This window comes from Gordonia desulfuricans NBRC 100010 (assembly GCF_001485495.1).
Lineage (GTDB): Bacteria > Actinomycetota > Actinomycetes > Mycobacteriales > Mycobacteriaceae > Gordonia > Gordonia desulfuricans.
In genome coordinates this window covers 14,554-30,229 of the sequence record NZ_BCNF01000107.1, presented here as the reverse complement: position 1 = coordinate 30,229, position 15,676 = coordinate 14,554, and the positions used below count along the sequence as shown (strand labels likewise).

General features: G+C 67.6%; 14 protein-coding genes. 12 read left to right on the top strand and 2 right to left on the bottom strand.

The window, feature by feature from the left end:
* The first annotated feature begins 443 nt into the window (after positions 1 to 443).
* From GD1_RS17170 to GD1_RS17125, 10 genes are all read left to right on the top strand, one after another.
* On the top strand, positions 444 to 968 hold the full coding sequence (locus GD1_RS17170) for an MSMEG_0572/Sll0783 family nitrogen starvation response protein (protein WP_020789596.1): 525 nt from the start codon (positions 444 to 446) through the stop codon (positions 966 to 968).
* A gap of 12 nt (positions 969 to 980) precedes the next feature.
* Complete coding sequence (locus tag GD1_RS17165; protein ID WP_059038487.1) at positions 981 to 1,886, top strand: carbon-nitrogen hydrolase family protein; 906 nt, start codon at positions 981 to 983, stop codon at positions 1,884 to 1,886.
* Positions 1,879 to 2,172 (top strand): MSMEG_0570 family nitrogen starvation response protein, encoded by a 294-nt coding sequence (locus GD1_RS17160; RefSeq protein ID WP_053776568.1) that lies wholly within the window; start codon positions 1,879 to 1,881, stop codon positions 2,170 to 2,172. The genes GD1_RS17165 and GD1_RS17160 overlap by 8 nt, the downstream gene beginning before the upstream one ends.
* Before the next feature lie 61 nt (positions 2,173 to 2,233).
* The gene (locus GD1_RS17155; RefSeq protein WP_059038486.1) at positions 2,234 to 3,541 is read left to right on the top strand and encodes an MSMEG_0569 family flavin-dependent oxidoreductase; all 1,308 of its coding nucleotides are present in this window, start codon (positions 2,234 to 2,236) and stop codon (positions 3,539 to 3,541) included.
* Between the two features lie 27 nt (positions 3,542 to 3,568).
* Positions 3,569 to 5,047 (top strand): AMP-binding protein, encoded by a 1,479-nt coding sequence (locus GD1_RS17150; RefSeq protein ID WP_059038484.1) that lies wholly within the window; start codon positions 3,569 to 3,571, stop codon positions 5,045 to 5,047.
* On the top strand, positions 5,044 to 6,099 hold the full coding sequence (locus GD1_RS17145; protein ID WP_059038482.1) for an MSMEG_0568 family radical SAM protein: 1,056 nt from the start codon (positions 5,044 to 5,046) through the stop codon (positions 6,097 to 6,099). The genes GD1_RS17150 and GD1_RS17145 overlap by 4 nt, the downstream gene beginning before the upstream one ends.
* Before the next feature lie 4 nt (positions 6,100 to 6,103).
* A complete protein-coding gene (locus GD1_RS17140; protein ID WP_059038480.1) occupies positions 6,104 to 7,546 on the top strand; it encodes an MSMEG_0567/sll0787 family protein in 1,443 nt (480 codons plus the stop codon).
* A gap of 36 nt (positions 7,547 to 7,582) precedes the next feature.
* Complete coding sequence (locus tag GD1_RS17135; protein ID WP_059038478.1) at positions 7,583 to 8,422, top strand: carbon-nitrogen hydrolase family protein; 840 nt, start codon at positions 7,583 to 7,585, stop codon at positions 8,420 to 8,422.
* 6 nt (positions 8,423 to 8,428) lie between these two features.
* Positions 8,429 to 9,529, top strand: a complete 1,101-nt coding sequence (locus GD1_RS17130; RefSeq protein ID WP_059038476.1) for an MSMEG_0565 family glycosyltransferase — start codon at positions 8,429 to 8,431, stop codon at positions 9,527 to 9,529.
* Positions 9,530 to 10,187: 658 nt separating this feature from the next.
* The gene (locus GD1_RS17125) at positions 10,188 to 10,517 is read left to right on the top strand and encodes a hypothetical protein (RefSeq protein ID WP_157079527.1); all 330 of its coding nucleotides are present in this window, start codon (positions 10,188 to 10,190) and stop codon (positions 10,515 to 10,517) included.
* Positions 10,518 to 10,824: 307 nt separating this feature from the next.
* Here the strand turns inward: GD1_RS17125 and GD1_RS17120 are convergent, their stop codons facing one another.
* Positions 10,825 to 12,840, bottom strand: coding sequence for a CocE/NonD family hydrolase (locus GD1_RS17120; RefSeq protein ID WP_244882849.1), 2,016 nt, complete (start codon positions 12,838 to 12,840; stop codon positions 10,825 to 10,827).
* Between the two features lie 405 nt (positions 12,841 to 13,245).
* On the opposite strand from GD1_RS17120, the gene GD1_RS17115 reads away from it, so the two are divergent.
* Positions 13,246 to 13,713, top strand: a complete 468-nt coding sequence (locus tag GD1_RS17115; RefSeq protein WP_059038496.1) for a M15 family metallopeptidase — start codon at positions 13,246 to 13,248, stop codon at positions 13,711 to 13,713.
* Positions 13,714 to 13,790: 77 nt separating this feature from the next.
* Here GD1_RS17115 and GD1_RS17110 read toward each other — a convergent pair whose 3' ends face one another.
* Positions 13,791 to 14,372, bottom strand: coding sequence for a winged helix-turn-helix transcriptional regulator (locus GD1_RS17110; RefSeq protein WP_083534321.1), 582 nt, complete (start codon positions 14,370 to 14,372; stop codon positions 13,791 to 13,793).
* Between the two features lie 133 nt (positions 14,373 to 14,505).
* On the opposite strand from GD1_RS17110, the gene GD1_RS17105 reads away from it, so the two are divergent.
* Positions 14,506 to 15,672, top strand: a complete 1,167-nt coding sequence (locus GD1_RS17105; RefSeq protein WP_059038470.1) for a thiolase family protein — start codon at positions 14,506 to 14,508, stop codon at positions 15,670 to 15,672.
* Positions 15,673 to 15,676: the final 4 nt, after the last annotated feature.

Sequence of the window (15,676 nt, the reverse complement as noted above, 5' to 3'; positions counted from 1 at the left end):
AGAAACGACAATCGATGAGTGCGTCGAGAATGGTCTCCAGCTCCCCCTGCATGTGTTCCATTGTAGCGAACGTATAGGCGATACCCGTCCGAATTCGCAAGTAGAACAATACTTGTGGATAGTTTGCTAAAGCTGTTCACCCTGGGGGTTCGGGTTCACCTGTGGGGTTGTTGGGGACATCGTCGGCTGCGGAGATTTCGACTCGGGTCCTCGCCCTTCCGACTCGGTCCCGGCTCAATCATCGTAGAAGGCGCAACTCATGTTACGCAGATCGGCTCCCCATTTATTCCGTCCGTAACCACTACGAAACACCTCGGGCGTGAACTAGATGACGTAGCGAACGCTACCCCGTTCGGACCGACGTCGCCCCGAACACCAAGCCTTTCAGGCACTGTCGCCTGACCATTATCACCCGTCCGCGCTGTCCACGCACAGGAGCATCCATGTCTGCATTCGACGAGACCATCACCGCCAACATCGCCACCTCGCTCGGCGAGATCCCCCACCCCTCACTCCCCAAGGGCACCAACATCTACGGCGGAACCAAGATCTTCCCCGACTACAAGGCCGAGAACGGTGAGTCCTACTTCACCCTGGTCCACGGTATCGCCCACGAATCCTCCGTCAGCTTCGTCGCCGTACTCCAGGCCACCCGGGCCCTCCGCAAGGGCTTCGAATCCGCCATCTACTTCTACGGCCCCGGCGCCATCAACTGCCTTGCCACCCGCGGCTTCCCCACCACCGGCGATTCGGGCTTCCCCGGCGAACAGAACATCAACGACTCACTCGAAACCTTCATCACCGAAGGCGGCACCGTCTTCTGCTGCCGCTTCGGGCTCGCACTCCACGGCGGACGTGAAGAGGACCTCATCGAAGGCGTCATCCCCGCCCACCCCCTCGACGTCCAGGACGCCATCATCCACTACTCCCGCAAGGGCGCCATCATCAACTCCACCTACATGGTCTGAGACGACGCCACCATGACCACAATCGCCACTGTCGCAGCCAATTTCACCCGCGACCTCGAACAGAACTACCAAGCCATCACCGACCATGTCGCCCGGGCCCGCGCCCAGGGAGTCGACTTCCTCGTCTTCCCCGAAGCCGCCATCGGCGGCTACCTCTCCAGCCTCGGCAACCACGGCGACACCATCAAGAACACCACCCGATCACTACCCCCCGCCATCCGCCTCGACGGTCCCGAAATCGCACGCGTGCAATCGATCATCGGCAACATGGTCGTCGCCATCGGATTCTGCGAGCTCGCCGACGACGGCCACACCCGCTACAACGCCGCCGCCATCCTCGACGGCACCCACGTCTACGGCACCTACCGCAAGGTCCACCAGCCGCTCGGCGAGAACATGTCCTACTCATCCGGAACAGACTGGGATGTCTTCGACACCCCCATCGGTCGCGTCGGACTCCAGATCTGTTACGACAAAGCGTTTCCCGAGGCTGCGCGCGTCATGGCCCTCAAGGGCGCCGAGATCATCGCCAGCCTTTCCGCCTGGCCCGCCGCACGCACCGCCACCGCCGAGAACCTGCAAGACGACCGCTGGACCTACCGCTTCAACCTCTTCGACACCGCCCGCGCCCTCGACAACCAGGTCTTCTGGATCGCATCCAACCAGGCCGGCACCTTCGGCTCACTGCGCTACGTCGCCAACGCCAAGATCGTCGACCCCGGCGGCAACATCCTCGACACCACCCTCCTCGACGAGGGAATGGCCGTCGCCGACATCGACATCGAAGGCACCTTCCGCACCATGCGGGCCGGCATGTTCCACCTTCGCGACCGCCGCCCGGACGCCTACGGTCTGCTCACCGAGACCGACACCGATGCCTCCACCGGAGCACAATGGCGGGCGTTGGCCCATGCCTGAGATGACCTTCAGTGTCCGGTGGCCCGACGGCGCTGTGCAGGAATGCTATTCGCCGAGTCTGGTGATCCATGACCACCTCGAGATCGGCACCACCTACACCGTCGGAGAGTTCCGGACCCGCGCCACCACCGCATTGGGTGAGGCCGCCGAGCGTGTACGGGCGAAGTTCGGCTTCGCCTGCACGTCGGCGGCCGCGAGTGCCGAGGCCATCGACACCGCGGCGCAGCGCTACGACGATCAGTCCACGGTGGACATCATCTCGATGTATCCGCCCCTGCCGGCCTGACCGGCGTCACGACTTCACCGATATCCCTTTCCACACAACACTTTCCCTCCTTGGAGACATCATGGGCACACACGCTCATACCCCTACTCACATCCCGGTCGCCGTCATCGGCGGCGGTCAGGCCGGCCTCGCGGTCAGCTGGTATCTGGGCGAAGCCGACGTCGACCACGTCGTCATCGAATCGCAGACCGCGATGCACGCCTGGGCATCGAAGCGATGGGACAACTTCACCCTGGTCACACCCAACTGGCACTGCCGCCTGCCCGGCCACGCCTACGACGGACCCGAACCCGACGGGTTCATGACCCGCGACGAGGTGGTGTCATGGTTGTCGGACTGGCTGACCACATTCACCCCGCCGCTGCGCGAACACACCACCGTCTCGCGGATCCGCCACACCGACACTGCGGGTTTCGAACTCACGCTGACCACCGACGACGGCGACGAGATCCTCACCGCAGACCAGGTCGTGATCGCGACCGGCGGATATCCGCTGCCGGTGATCCCGCCGTATGCTTCGGCGCTCGATCCGGCTGTGGCACAGATTCATTCCGAGGAGTACTTCAGTCCCGAGCAACTGGCCGACGGGGCGGTGCTCGTGGTGGGTTCGGGCCAGTCCGGTGCACAGATCGCCGAGGACCTGCATCTCGCCGGGCGCGAGGTACACCTCGCGATCGGCAACGCCCCACGGGTCGCCCGCACCTACCGGGGCCGCGACTGCATGACCTGGCTGGCCGACATGGGTCTCTACGACACACCCACCCAGGAGTATCCGGGCGGAAAGGCCGCCCAGGAGAAGACCAACCACTATGTGACCGGACGCGACGGCGGCCGCGACGTCGACCTGCGACAGTTCGCCCTCGAGGGCATGCGGCTCTACGGACTCCTCACCGGCGGCAAGGACTCGACACTCGAGTTCGCCCCGACGCTGACCGAGAGTCTCGATCATGCCGACTCGGTGTACAACTCGATCTGCGCCGACATCGACCGCCACATCGCGACCATCGGCATCGACGCCCCGGAACCGACACGCTACGAACCGGTCTGGACCCCCGACGAGGAACCCGCCCGACTCGACCTCGCCGCCGCCGGGATCACCAGCATCATCTGGGCGATCGGATATCACCCCGACTACCGGTGGATCGAGGCCTCGGCCTTCGACGGCGCCGGCCGGCCCATGCAGACCCGCGGCATCACCCAGGTGGAGGGACTGAGCTTCATCGGTCTCCCGTGGATGCACACCTGGGGGTCGGGACGATTCCTCGGCATCGACCGGGACGCCCGACATCTCGCCGACAAGATCATCGAATCGACGAGTCCGCGTAGGCCGCATCTGCTCTCGACCCATCTGCTGGCATCGGGCCAGTAGTCCAGCCCGGCCCGGAGGTGATCAGCCATGACCCGTCGTTCGATCTCATCGGTGCTCGCCGATCAGGCCGTCTCCCGACCGTCCGACATCGCGGTCATCGACCCCACCGGTCCGATGACCTACCGCGAGTTGGACATCGCAGCCACCCGCCTTGCGCGGACGCTGCTCGACGCGGGAGTAGTGCGCGACGACCTGGTGGAGGTGCTGCTGCCCAACTCGACCGCATTCGTGGTGGCCTGCTTCGCGATCTGGCGTGCCGGTGCCACCCCGATGCCGATCGATCCGGCACTCGACCGGTCCGAACGGCACATGCTCGAGAGCCTCGCCGGACCCCGGGCCGTGATCGGCGGTGCGGCCCTCGCGCCCGGTGTCGTCCTCGTCGACGGCGAGTCGGCGTCAACGGGGTCGGTACGTCCGCTACCGGATAACTGGGCACGAAGCTGGAAGGCCCCGGCGTCGTCGGGCAGCACCGGAACTCCCAAGGTGGTGCTCTCGGCGTCCCCTGCACTGGTCGATCCCGATGCTCGGGTGGCCGCGTTCATCCCGCGTGAGGCAACACAACTGGTGACCGCACCGCTGTGGCACTCCACCGCCTTCACCTACGCGTTCCGGGGACTGACCGCCGGACATCGTGTGGTGATCGAACCCGGCTTCGACGAGTACCGGTTCCTCGCCGCCGTGCAGCGGCACCGGGTGACCTGGACCGTCCTGTCACCGCCGTCGATCCGGCGACTCCTCCGGCTCCCGGCCACCGAGCGGGCCCGTCACGACCTGTCCTCGCTGGAGTCGGTGCTGCACATCGGCGGCCGGTGTCCGATCCCCGACAAACGGGCACTGCTGGACTGGCTGGGAGCCGACCGCGTCGTCGAGGTGTACGCCGGCTCGGAGTCCAACGGACTCACCATGATCGGTGGCCACGACTGGCGCGCCCACCCCGGAAGCGTGGGCCGTGCGATCGGTGGCACCGAGATCGCCATCCGACGCCCCGACGGTACCGGCGCCGACGACGGTGAGATCGGCGAGATCTGGTTGCGCCGAGGCGATCACCCCGCCTACCGGTATCTGGGTGCCGCATCCCGGCGCACCGCGGACGGATGGGACACCCTCGGCGATCTCGGCCACCTCGACGACGGTTGGCTGTACGTGATGGAGCGTGCCGCCGATGCGATCCGGCTACCGGACCGCACGGTCTACCCCGCCGACGTCGAGGCTGCCGTGGAAGCCCACCCCGACGTCCGGGGTGCGGTCGCCTTCTCCCTCGGCACCACCGAAGGCCCCACCGGTGTGGCCGTCCTGGTGGATATCGCCGACGCCGATCGGCTTCCCGACGACATCCACCGGATCATCGTCGCCCAGCTCGGCGATGAGCTGGTACCGACCCAGATCCTGCTGACCCACAGTCCTATCCGCAACGATGCGGGAAAGATCCGCAGGCGGGCACTGTCCGGCTGCGGGACGGGCCCCGCACCGTATTCGGCCCGCACCCGATCGGAGAACGCATCATGACCACCTCCACCCGTGTAGACCTCGCTCTTCTGGGATTCCGGGGCACACCGCCACTCAACCGCACCGGTGGTGCCGGACCCACCGACGACGGCCACCTCGTCGTCGACGGCTTCGATGCCGCCATCCCCCGGAACCCCGACAGCCCCTTCGTCTTCGACGGCAACCGCGTCTTCCGGGACGGGACCGACGTCGGCCTCGACATCGGCGTGATCGGGCGTCCACGGTTCTACGATCTGCACACCGCCGACGGTGTGTCGTACGAGAAGATCGCAAAGCTCCACGGCCGCAACGTACTCGCGACCACCGTGCTGCAGACCTGTATCCGCTACGGCGAGGATCAGCGCTGCCGGTTCTGCTCCATCGAGGAGTCGTTGCGATCGGATACCACCGTCGCGGTCAAGCGACCCGAACAGCTCGCGGAGGTGGCCCGCGCCGCAGTCGATCTGGACGGCGTGGCCCAGATGGTGATGACCACCGGGACCTCCGCCGGGAAGGACCGCGGCGCACGGCATCTGGCGCGTTGTGTCCGCGCGGTGAAGGACGCGGTGCCGGAGCTGCCGATCCAGGTGCAGTGTGAGCCACCGGCCGATCTCGCCACCATCACCGAACTGTACGAAGCCGGTGCCGATGCGATCGGCATCCACGTCGAATCACTCGACGACGATGTCCGACGCCGGTGGATGCCGGGCAAGTCGACGGTGCCGTTGTCGGAGTATCGCGCGGCGTGGGCCGAGGCGGTGCGCGTGTTCGGCCGCAACCGGGTGTCCACCTATCTGCTCGTCGGCCTCGGGGAGAACCCGGACGAGATGATCGCCGGCGCAAACGAGCTCGCCGACATGGGCGTGTATCCCTTTGTGGTGCCGTTCCGTCCGCATGCCGGTACGCTCGCGGTGGATGTGGACGGCGCCCCGGCCCCGGATCCCGCGCTGGTGGAGAAGATCAGTCGGGAGGTCGGGCGGCACCTGGAGTCGATCGGCATGGCCGGTGCCGATCAGGGCGCCGGGTGTGCTGCATGCGGGGCCTGCAGCATCCTGCAGACCGTGGGAGGCTGAGGCGATGCTCGAGGGTCTGCCGCACACCACGATCTCCACGCCCGGAGCCCGTACCCGCGATCTGTCGATCCTCGCCGGGCCGGAACTGTCCACCCCGCCGGATCACCTGGTCACGGTGGCCGACGACGCGCGCATGCTCGCCGGGTACCACGGACTGCGCCACACCGAGTTCGTCGAGCGCCAGGGGCTTTTCGCCACCTCCGACCACGATGACGTGGACGATGATCCACGGACCGTCGTGCTGGTGGCGGTCTCCGCCGACGGTCACGTTGTCGGTGGGGTTCGCGTCGCCCCCTGCACCGACACCGACATCGGCTGGTGGGCCGGTAGTCGCCTTGTGGTCGCCGACACCGCGCACGCCGGCGGGATCGGACGAGCACTGATCCGTGCGGCCTGCGCACATGTGGAGGGTGCCGGGGTACTGCGCTTCGATGCCACCATCCAGGAGCGCTATCTGCGGCTGTTCACCATGCTGGGCTGGACCGACCGCGGTCCCGGTCCGACCATCGGCGGTTGTGCCCACCGCCGGATGGGCTGGCCCATCGGCCGGATCCAGCGCACGGCCGACACCACCAAGGCGATGCTCGCCGACGTCCTGGCCCCGCTGGGTCGTCAGCCGGGTGGCCTGGGCCCGGCCGGATTCCGCGGCGACGACGGGGTTCCGGTGCCGGGCTCCGACCTGATCGCGGCGTGCGATGCGGTGCTGCCGGCGATGGTGGAGCGTGACCCCGAGTGGGCCGGATGGTGTTCGGTGCTGGTCAATCTCAACGATCTCGCCGCGATGGGTGCCGCCCCGGTGGGACTGCTCGACGCGGTCGCCGCACCCACCACCTCCCATCTCACCCGGATCATCCGCGGTATCTCGACCGCCGCGCAGGCGTGGGGCACACCGGTCCTCGGTGGCCACACACAGGTCGGTGTGCACGCATCGTTGTCGGTCACCGCGCTCGGCCAGACCCCCCATCCGCTCGCCGCAGGCGGCGGACGCGTGGGCGATGTGGTCTCGGTGATCGCCGACCTCGGCGGTTCGTGGCGGCCGGGATACCGGGGCCGCCAATGGGACAGCACCAGTTCACGTTCCGGGGAACAGCTTCGGGCGATGGGTTCGCTCGTCGCCGATCTGCGCCCGCATGCGGCCAAGGATGTGAGCATGGCCGGACTGGTCGGCACCCTCGGTATGCTCGCCGAGTCCTCGGGTACCGGTGCCGAACTCGACGTCTCGGCGATCCCCCGGCCGCACGACTCGACCCTCGGCGAATGGTTGACCTGTTTCCCCGGCTTCGCGATGCTCACCGCCGACGATCATCCCGTCCGCGAGGTTCCCGGACCCGCGGTCGCCGCCCCGTGCGGACGGCTCACCGCCGGTGCCGGCGTGCGACTGCGGTGGCCGGACGGAGAGGTCACCGGCGCGGTGGCGTCCACGGTCACCGGGCTGGGGGCAGCATGAGCTGTCGTATCGGCGGCACCGGTAGGGTGCGGTGACATGAGGACGGTGACCCTCGGCGCACTCGCCGGACACTTCGGACGTGACGTCACCCGAGGCGTGTCCAAGGCCGTGGGAATCATCGAGGCCGCAGCCCGAGACGGCGTCGACCTGCTCGTCTTCCCCGACGCGACCCTCGGCGGCTACATCGGTGATCTGCGCTCCCCCGATCCCGACGACCTCCCACCGGCCCTCGATCCGAACGGCCCCGAGCTGGCGGCGATCGCGCAGGCGGCGGGTCCGATGACGGTGTGCATCGGCTACACCGAGGCAGCCGGGGACACCCGCTACAACGCCGCGATCTGTGTCTCCGGCGACGGCGTGCTCGGCACGCACCGCAAGGTGCATCAGCCGGCCGGGGAATCGTTGGCGTATGGGGCCGGTGACTCCTTTCGCACGTTCGACACCCCGATCGGGCCGTTGGGCATGCTGATCGACTACGACAAGACCTTCCCCGAATCAGCCCGCAAACTCGCCCTCGACGGCGCGCGGGTGATCGCCGCGCTCTCGGCGTGGCCGGCCAGCGTCACCGATCGGGCCGCGCGGCTCCCCGCCGATCGGCAGTCCCGACTGTTCGACCTGTACGACTGTGCCCGTGCCGCCGAGAACCAGGTGTTCGTGGTGTCGTCGAATCTCACCGGGGTGACCGGCTCACTGCAGTTCCTGGGGCAGGCGAAGGTGGTGGGTCCCGGTGGGGATGTCCTCGCCACCACCCGATCCAAGGGCGGACTGGCCAAGGTGCAGGTGGACGTCGAGGCCGAGACCGAACGAGCACGACGCGTACTCAACCATCTTGCCGAACTGCGCCCGGAGATCTACGGCAACGAACGAAAGAGGTGACACCCCATGCGGATCGCGTTGCTGACGTATTCGACCAAACCGCGCGGCGGGGTGGTGCACACGTTGAATCTGGCCGAGTCGTTGAGCCGTCTGGGTGCCGATGTCACGGTGTGGAGTCTGGCCCGCGGCGGCGACCAGGGGTTCTTCCGCAGCGTCGACCCGGCGGTACGCATCGAGCTGCTCCCGTTCGACGACGTGGCCGGTGAGGATGTCACCGAGCGTATCGTCCGGTCCATCGACACACTCCGATCCGGTTTTCGGCCAGGCGATTTCGACATCGTGCATGCCCAGGACTGCATCAGCGCCAATGCGGTGGGTGTGTGTATCCGGACCATCCATCATCTCGATCACTTCACCACGCCCGTCCTCGTCGACTGCCACGAGAAGGCGGTGACCACCCCCTACGCCCGGATCTGTGTGTCGCAGGCGGTCGCCAGCGAGGTGGAGGACGGTTGGGGGCTGCATCCCACGGTGATTCCCAACGGCGTGGCCTATGACCGGTTCGCCGACGCCGCAGCCGATTCCGAGGACTCCGCGAGGGCCCGCGACGTCTGGCGAGAACAACTGGGCCGGTATGTTCTTGCGGTCGGCGGGATCGAACCCCGCAAGGGCAGCATCGACCTCCTCGAGGCGTTCGCGATCCGTCGCCGCCGGGATCCCGGCCTGAACCTGGTGTTCGCCGGCGGCGAGACGCTGTTCGACTATCGCGACTATCGCGCCGGTTTCGAACGGCGACAACGCGAACTCGGCATCGAACCCATCGTGCTGGGGGCCGTCGGCGAGTCCGACCTGCCCTCGCTCGTCGCCGCCTGCGAGGTGTTCGCATTTCCCTCCACCAAAGAGGGATTCGGGCTGGCCGCGATGGAGGCACTGGCGGCGGGCCGACCGGTGGTCACCCGTGATCTACCGATCCTCCGCGAGGTCTTCGGCGACACCGTCACCTACGCCGCGGATGTCGATGCGCTGGCGGCAGCACTGGTCGCGGCCCGCACGCCGGATGCCGGACGTCGAGGGCGGGGCGACGCGCTGGCCCGCTCACTGACATGGGAGCAGGCGGCGAAGGCGCATCTGGACTTCTACGCCGACCACCCTCACCCGATGGCGTGAGCGGCATCACCCGAGTCGCGCCGCAGATGAGCTCGGATCGAAATACGCTGTAGACAAGCCTTTTCATCCCACCTCTCGGCATGTTTGATACTCGTCGTCCGGATCCACGATGCCCCCAGTGGTTCTCGCAGTCAACATGCGCGGACATCCACTGTCACAGATCATTCGTCGCCGGCCTGTCGCGTTCCGTCACAGGCTCTCGGCTTCCCTGCCATCGGCGCACAGGCGAAGGTCTCCGCACCCCGGGGACCTTGGACCCCAATTCACCTGGACGCCGATCACAGCCCCCCTCGGAGGTTTCGGACCATCGGCGCAGGTCGACCGACAATCCGGCCGCTTTTTCCTGCTACTCGCGGTCACTGACACCTGTTGCGGCGGTCCCCCGATCGTGCTTGTGTCGCTGTATCGCGGCACCACCGGAACACCACGTGAAGGCAAATCCCGACTGGCACAGGATTGTTCACAACGTGGCCCGGCTCACCTCGTCCGAATGTAGAGATCGAACCATCGTGGGCGTCGAGGGGTGACGCGGTGTGCAACACGTTCACGAGTCAACGAAGAGGCAACCGGATGGGTCGCCGGGGCAGGAACCGGTGCGGTACTGGGCGGAACGGTCGGAGCCGGAGCCGGTATCGGGGCCGGGACCACGGCCGGCCTGGTGGTCGGACCCATCGTCGGAGCCACCTCGGGCGTGGTGGCCGGATGCATCGCCGGTGCACCCGCACTCCTGGTGGGCTGCCTTCCCGGTGCCGTGATCGGCGGCATCATCGTCGGTGTCGCCGGCACAGCGGTGGGACCGGTGGCGGGCGCCGCGGCCGGCGGTCTGATGGGGGCCGCCGGTGGAGCGGTCGTCGGTGGAGCCCTCGGAGCCCCGTTGGGCGCCGTCGTCGGTGCCACCATCGGTGCTGCGACCGCGGCATCCGAGGCGAATCAGGGTTACGCCCAACAGAATCTCGATGATCTCGAGGGATTCGTGTACCGACGCTGAGAATCAGCGGAGGATACGTTCTGAATCCCTTGTCCAAGAACGTCTGTCCGGATCATCCCGTCCCCCAAACCCGGTCCGGGCAGATGAATGAGGCCTCCGGTGGTGAGTGGCTCCACTCGTGGACCATCCACCATCGGAGGTCGTCGGGTGCCGCTACCGGAGCGGATGCGCTGGTGCCCAACGGAACCGACGTCTGCTCCGAGGTCGAGCGCCGGCCACCCCCTCACAACGACGAAGGTGGCGGGTGCAGTCGTCACGACCTGCACCCGCCACCTCTCGTGCGATCCCCGCCTCGAACGATCCCCGCTCAGCCGATGGGTCGGCTGCTCGGCAACTGCACCCAGCTCGGGTTGGCCGGATCGAGCAGCACGTGCTCGGGCTTGAGACCACTGTCGTGACTGATCGGGCCGAAGCTCACCGCCCGCGGCGCATTGAACGCGTACACACTCACCCGCACCCGATGGCCACGCTTGATGAGCGCGTCGGTGCCGAGGGTCCCGATGTCGAGGTACTGCACCGCACCCGGCTTCACCAGGTCGCGGCGATAGGCGTCGAGTGCGTAGATCGGGTCCACCAGGTCACCGTTGGGTGCGTATCGCGATGCGGCGCGGTCGATCTGGTTACGGATCGACACCGTCATCGACCCGGTGGTGAGCACCTTCGAGGTGCCGTCGGGTGCCACGTCGGAGACCACGGCGACGTAGAAACCGTCGGTGGCGTCGACCTGCGTGCGCAGGTGCACGTTGATCGGGCCGTTGATCGAGGTGGCCTGCGGGACCGCCGGTGAGGTGAAGGTCAGTGCGCCGCGTTCGGCGATCCGGTTGTCTCCGGTGCAGAAGTCGAACGAACTCAGGAAGCCGATCTGATCACGGTTGGTGTCGCCCGAGCACAGGGTGGTGACACCGGGGCTGACCGTCCACCGGGCAGTGGTCTTCGGGCCACTCGCCGACAGCGAGCCGTCGCGCACCGAGGTCGGCGACGTGCCGCTGCGTGCCGGTGTCAGGTAGAGCCGACGATGCTGCTGGTCGCCACGCGGGAACTGCTGCGACTGCACCCAGCCGCCACCCTGCTGGTGGCTTGTGGCGGAAGGATATTCGTCGATGCGGTTGGGAACACCCTTGATCCAGCGGTCGAACCAGGCTCGCTGCAGCACCGCCATCGACGGCGGTTGCCCGGGGGCGCCGCGCATGTCCCAGCCGTTGGTCATGTGCTCACCGGTGCTCATCACCAGCTTCTTCTGCGCGGCCGGCACACCGCTGAGCTGGTCGAGCGCACGCCACTCCATGTTGGTGAACAGATCCTGCCAGCCACCCACCACGAAGGTCGGGATCTGGATGCGTGCGGCGTCGGTGGTCAGCGCCTTGCGATAGGTCGAATCCAGTTGCACAAGTTCACGAGTGCGTCCGCTCAGCGAGTTCACGTCGGTGGCGGTGAGCCCTTCGAGATATTCCTTGACGAACACCGCGGGATCGTTCAGGCGGTCACGCAACCAGATGGGATCGAATTGTCCGCGAAGCAGACTCGGTACGTCGGGGATCACCTTGGTGGCGTTCACCGCGAACAGCCACAGCGCCAGGAAGCCGGCCCCGTATCCGGAGCCCGGCGCGACGACGTCGGCGACGATGTCGGTCATCGGCGCGGCCGGGAAGATCGCCTTGAGTCCCTTGGGACGCTTCGACGCAGCCTGCAGCTGATTGATCGCGGAGTACGAGTACCCCGACATACCGAGGTCTCCGTTGGAGTACGGAAGGGTGCGCGCCCAGTCGAGAACCTCGACGGTGTCCTTCTGCTCACGGTTGCCGAAAACATCCCAGACGCCCTGGGAGGTACCGGTACCGCGGACGTCGACGACGATCTGCGTGTAGCCGCTGCGCACCAGCTTCGGGTCCACCGAGAACACGCTCGGCAGTCCACCGTTGGCCACCTTCAGCAGCCGTTCGGTGCCCGAGATCGGCGTACCGGACAGGTTGATGCTCGCGAGCAGGTCGAACATCGGCTGCGAGAGCCCCGGCACGTTCGACCCGGCGGCCGCGATCATCGCGATCAGCTTGTTGTACGGGGTCAGGTTGACGATGACGGGGTTCTTGTCCCGGGTCGCCCGCCCCGCACCATCGGCCGGACGATAGATGTCCGCACGGAGGACCGTGCCGTCCGACATCTTGATCGGCACACTCGGGGTGACCGAGATGCCGGCATACTTCTGCCGTTCGGAATCATGGGACTTGGTCCACTGCAACGGATTCAGACCCAATGGCGCAGCGTCGGCCGGTGGTGGCGGGATCACGAACCCGGCGACCACCACTGCCAGCAGCGTGGTGAGCACCGCACCTCGGCGGATCCTCCCCGATCCTCCGTGCATGCCTCGACCCCGCCACATCCCACGATCCCGCGGGACCCCTCGACCCCGCGGCACTCCCCGACCCAGCTGCATACCCCGACCCCCGTGTCCTTCGGTCTGTCCGACACCCCACCGCGTCGTACCCCACACTGCTACGACGTCCCCGGGTGTGACTGGCGCCCGTCACGGATTATGTGGTGACGCGCGCCATAGATCTTGTTACCGGCTGGTAATTCTGTCAAGCCGGGTCCTGGTGTCCAGTTGTCCGAAGCCGACCGGCGCCTCGATCGCGGCGGCGAGCAGGGAGCCACCTGCAGCGGGCGCGGTATCGTCGACGAGGTGTTCCGATCCGTCCGACGCCCTGCCGCCATCCGCCCCCTGATCGCCGCGATGGCCCTGACCAGCCTGGGAGCGATGTCGGCGTGGGCCACCGCACCGGCCCACGCGGCACCGGAGACCGCCGGCCTCGACCCGGCGCTGGCCACCGCCTACGAGCAGGCTTCCACCACCGCGCACACCGAGGGCGTCGACCTCTGGATCACCTCGGGTAAGCGGTCGCGCGCCGAGCAGCAGCAGATGTGGCGCGATGGTCTCGCCCGGTACGGGAGTGCGGCCGAAGCCCGCAAGTGGGTGTTGCCGCCGAACGAGTCCACGCATGTCAGCGGGCATGCGATCGACGTCGGCCCGCAGGCCGGTGCGGCCTGGCTCGAACGCTACGGGTACCGCTGGGGCCTGTGTCGCACCTTCACCAACGAGTGGTGGCACTTCGAGAAGACGTCGATCCCGGGCGTGCCTTGTCCGGCGATGTGGCCGAACGCGGCGGTCCGCGCCGACCAGATGGGCCCGGCCCTGCCGTAACCCTTCGCGCCGCCGGCAGCCGTAACCCCTTTCAGGCCCCGACCGCCGTAGCCCTCCCGGGACCCCCGGCAGACGGCTCAGCCGCCGGCCTGGGTGCGCCGGCGCAGCGCCCAGGGTTCGTCGCGCAGTCTCGCCGCGGCCTCCTCGACCGGGACCCGATGCCCGTCGGCGCACCACACCTGGGCCGACAGCGGTGCGTCGCAGCCGCGGTGCACCAGCTGCACGCCGGTGCGGCTGTCGTCCCGGAGCCCGTCGCCCCAGTCGATGAGTGCGACGAAGATCGTGTACAGCTCACGGCCACGCTCGGTGAGCACATACTCGTAGCGCGTGCGCTTACCCGGCTCCTGATAGGGCCGCCGGTCGACGACGCCATCGGCATAGAGCTGTTTGAGTCGCCCCGCGGCGACCGCCTCACTCAGACCCGCGCGTCGGGCCAGCTCGTCGAATCGGTGGGCGCCATAGAGCAATTCGCGAACCAGCACCATCGACGACCTGGTTCCGACCACCTCCAGGGCCCGCTCCATCCGGCAGAATCCCTTGGCCGTCCACGCATCGCGATCGGCATAGGCACCCTCCAGCCGGAGCACCTCGTCCGCCGATTCCGCCGGTCCGGCCGCGTCGTCGGCCGGACCGGCCGCACCCTGTTCGCCCTGTGACATTCCCCCATCGTAGCGCTCGCTTTGCAAATCCATAGTCAGCCTGTACCGTTCGGGCTATGGGATTGCATAGCCAGCCCATGATCACCCCCACAGAGTTCCGTTCCGCACGGTTTCAGATCCGGGAGGAAACACCATGAACACCGCAGTCATCGTGGATGCCGTACGTACGCCGGTGGCCAAGGGCAAGCCCGGCGGCGCCTATGCCGACGTCCACCCCGTCGACCTGCACGCACACGTCCTCGCCGCGCTCGTCGACCGCACCGGGATCGACCCGGCGATCGTCGACGACGTGATCAGTGGCGTGGTCGGCCAGGCCGGCGAGCAATCCGGCAACACCGCACGCTGGGCGCTCCTCGGCGCGGGATTCCCCGAGTCCGTCCCGGGTGTGACCGTCGACCGCCAGTGCGGCTCCAGCCAGCAGGCCCTGCACTTCGCCGCGCAGGGCGTGATCGCCGGCGCCTATGACGTGGTGATCGCCTCGGGGATCGAGTCGATGAGCCACATCCCGATCGGGTCGCAGTCACTCGGCCGCGACGTCACCGGCGGCAGGGTGACCGCTCGATACTCGGACGGTCTTGTGCCCCAGGGCATCAGTGCCGAGCTGATCGCCCGGAGATGGTCGTTGTCGCGCACCGAGCTCGACGACTTCTCGGCGCGCTCGCACCAGCGGGCCGCCACCGCCTGGAAGGACGGTGTGTTCGACTCGCAGGTCACCCACGTCACCGACCTGCGCACCGACGAGACCATCCGCGCCGACTCCACGGTGGAGTCGCTGGGCGGGTTGCGCCCGGCGTTCCGCAGCGCGTACTGGGAGCAACGGCACCCCGATCTCGACTGGAACGTCACCGCAGGCAACAGTTCACCGATCAACGACGGCTCGGCGGCGGTGCTGATCGCGAGCGAGGAGGCCGCGGCCCGCCTGGGACTGACCCCGCGGGCCCGTGTCCATTCGTTCGCCGTGGTCGGCGACGACCCCATCCTGATGCTCACCGGCATCATCCCGGCCACCGCGAAAGTGCTGGCCAGGGCCGGACTGACGATCGACGACATCGACGCCTTCGAGGTCAACGAGGCCTTTGCGTCGGTGGTGCTGTCGTGGCTGCGCGAGACCGGCGCCGACCCCGCCCGGGTCAACATCAACGGCGGTGCCATCGCCATCGGCCATCCCCTCGGCGCGTCCGGGGCGCGACTGATGACCACCCTGCTGGGCAACCTCGAGCAGGGCGGCGGCCGCTTCGGCCTGCAGGTCATGTGCGAGGCCGGCGGCCTGGCCAATGCCACCATCATCGAAAGGATCTGAACAC

Bases quoted from the DNA above. Each gene is read 5' to 3' on its own strand.
- GD1_RS17170 (WP_020789596.1), top strand. From the start codon at position 444: ATGTCTGCATTCGACGAGACCATCACCGCCAACATCGCCACCTCGCTC.
- GD1_RS17165 (WP_059038487.1), top strand. From the start codon at position 981: ATGACCACAATCGCCACTGTCGCAGCCAATTTCACCCGCGACCTCGAA.
- GD1_RS17160 (WP_053776568.1), top strand. From the start codon at position 1,879: ATGCCTGAGATGACCTTCAGTGTCCGGTGGCCCGACGGCGCTGTGCAG.
- GD1_RS17155 (WP_059038486.1), top strand. From the start codon at position 2,234: ATGGGCACACACGCTCATACCCCTACTCACATCCCGGTCGCCGTCATC.
- GD1_RS17150 (WP_059038484.1), top strand. From the start codon at position 3,569: ATGACCCGTCGTTCGATCTCATCGGTGCTCGCCGATCAGGCCGTCTCC.
- GD1_RS17145 (WP_059038482.1), top strand. From the start codon at position 5,044: ATGACCACCTCCACCCGTGTAGACCTCGCTCTTCTGGGATTCCGGGGC.
- GD1_RS17140 (WP_059038480.1), top strand. From the start codon at position 6,104: ATGCTCGAGGGTCTGCCGCACACCACGATCTCCACGCCCGGAGCCCGT.
- GD1_RS17135 (WP_059038478.1), top strand. From the start codon at position 7,583: ATGAGGACGGTGACCCTCGGCGCACTCGCCGGACACTTCGGACGTGAC.
- GD1_RS17130 (WP_059038476.1), top strand. From the start codon at position 8,429: ATGCGGATCGCGTTGCTGACGTATTCGACCAAACCGCGCGGCGGGGTG.
- GD1_RS17115 (WP_059038496.1), top strand. From the start codon at position 13,246: ATGGCCCTGACCAGCCTGGGAGCGATGTCGGCGTGGGCCACCGCACCG.
- GD1_RS17110 (WP_083534321.1), bottom strand. From the start codon at position 14,372: ATGTCACAGGGCGAACAGGGTGCGGCCGGTCCGGCCGACGACGCGGCC.
- GD1_RS17105 (WP_059038470.1), top strand. From the start codon at position 14,506: ATGAACACCGCAGTCATCGTGGATGCCGTACGTACGCCGGTGGCCAAG.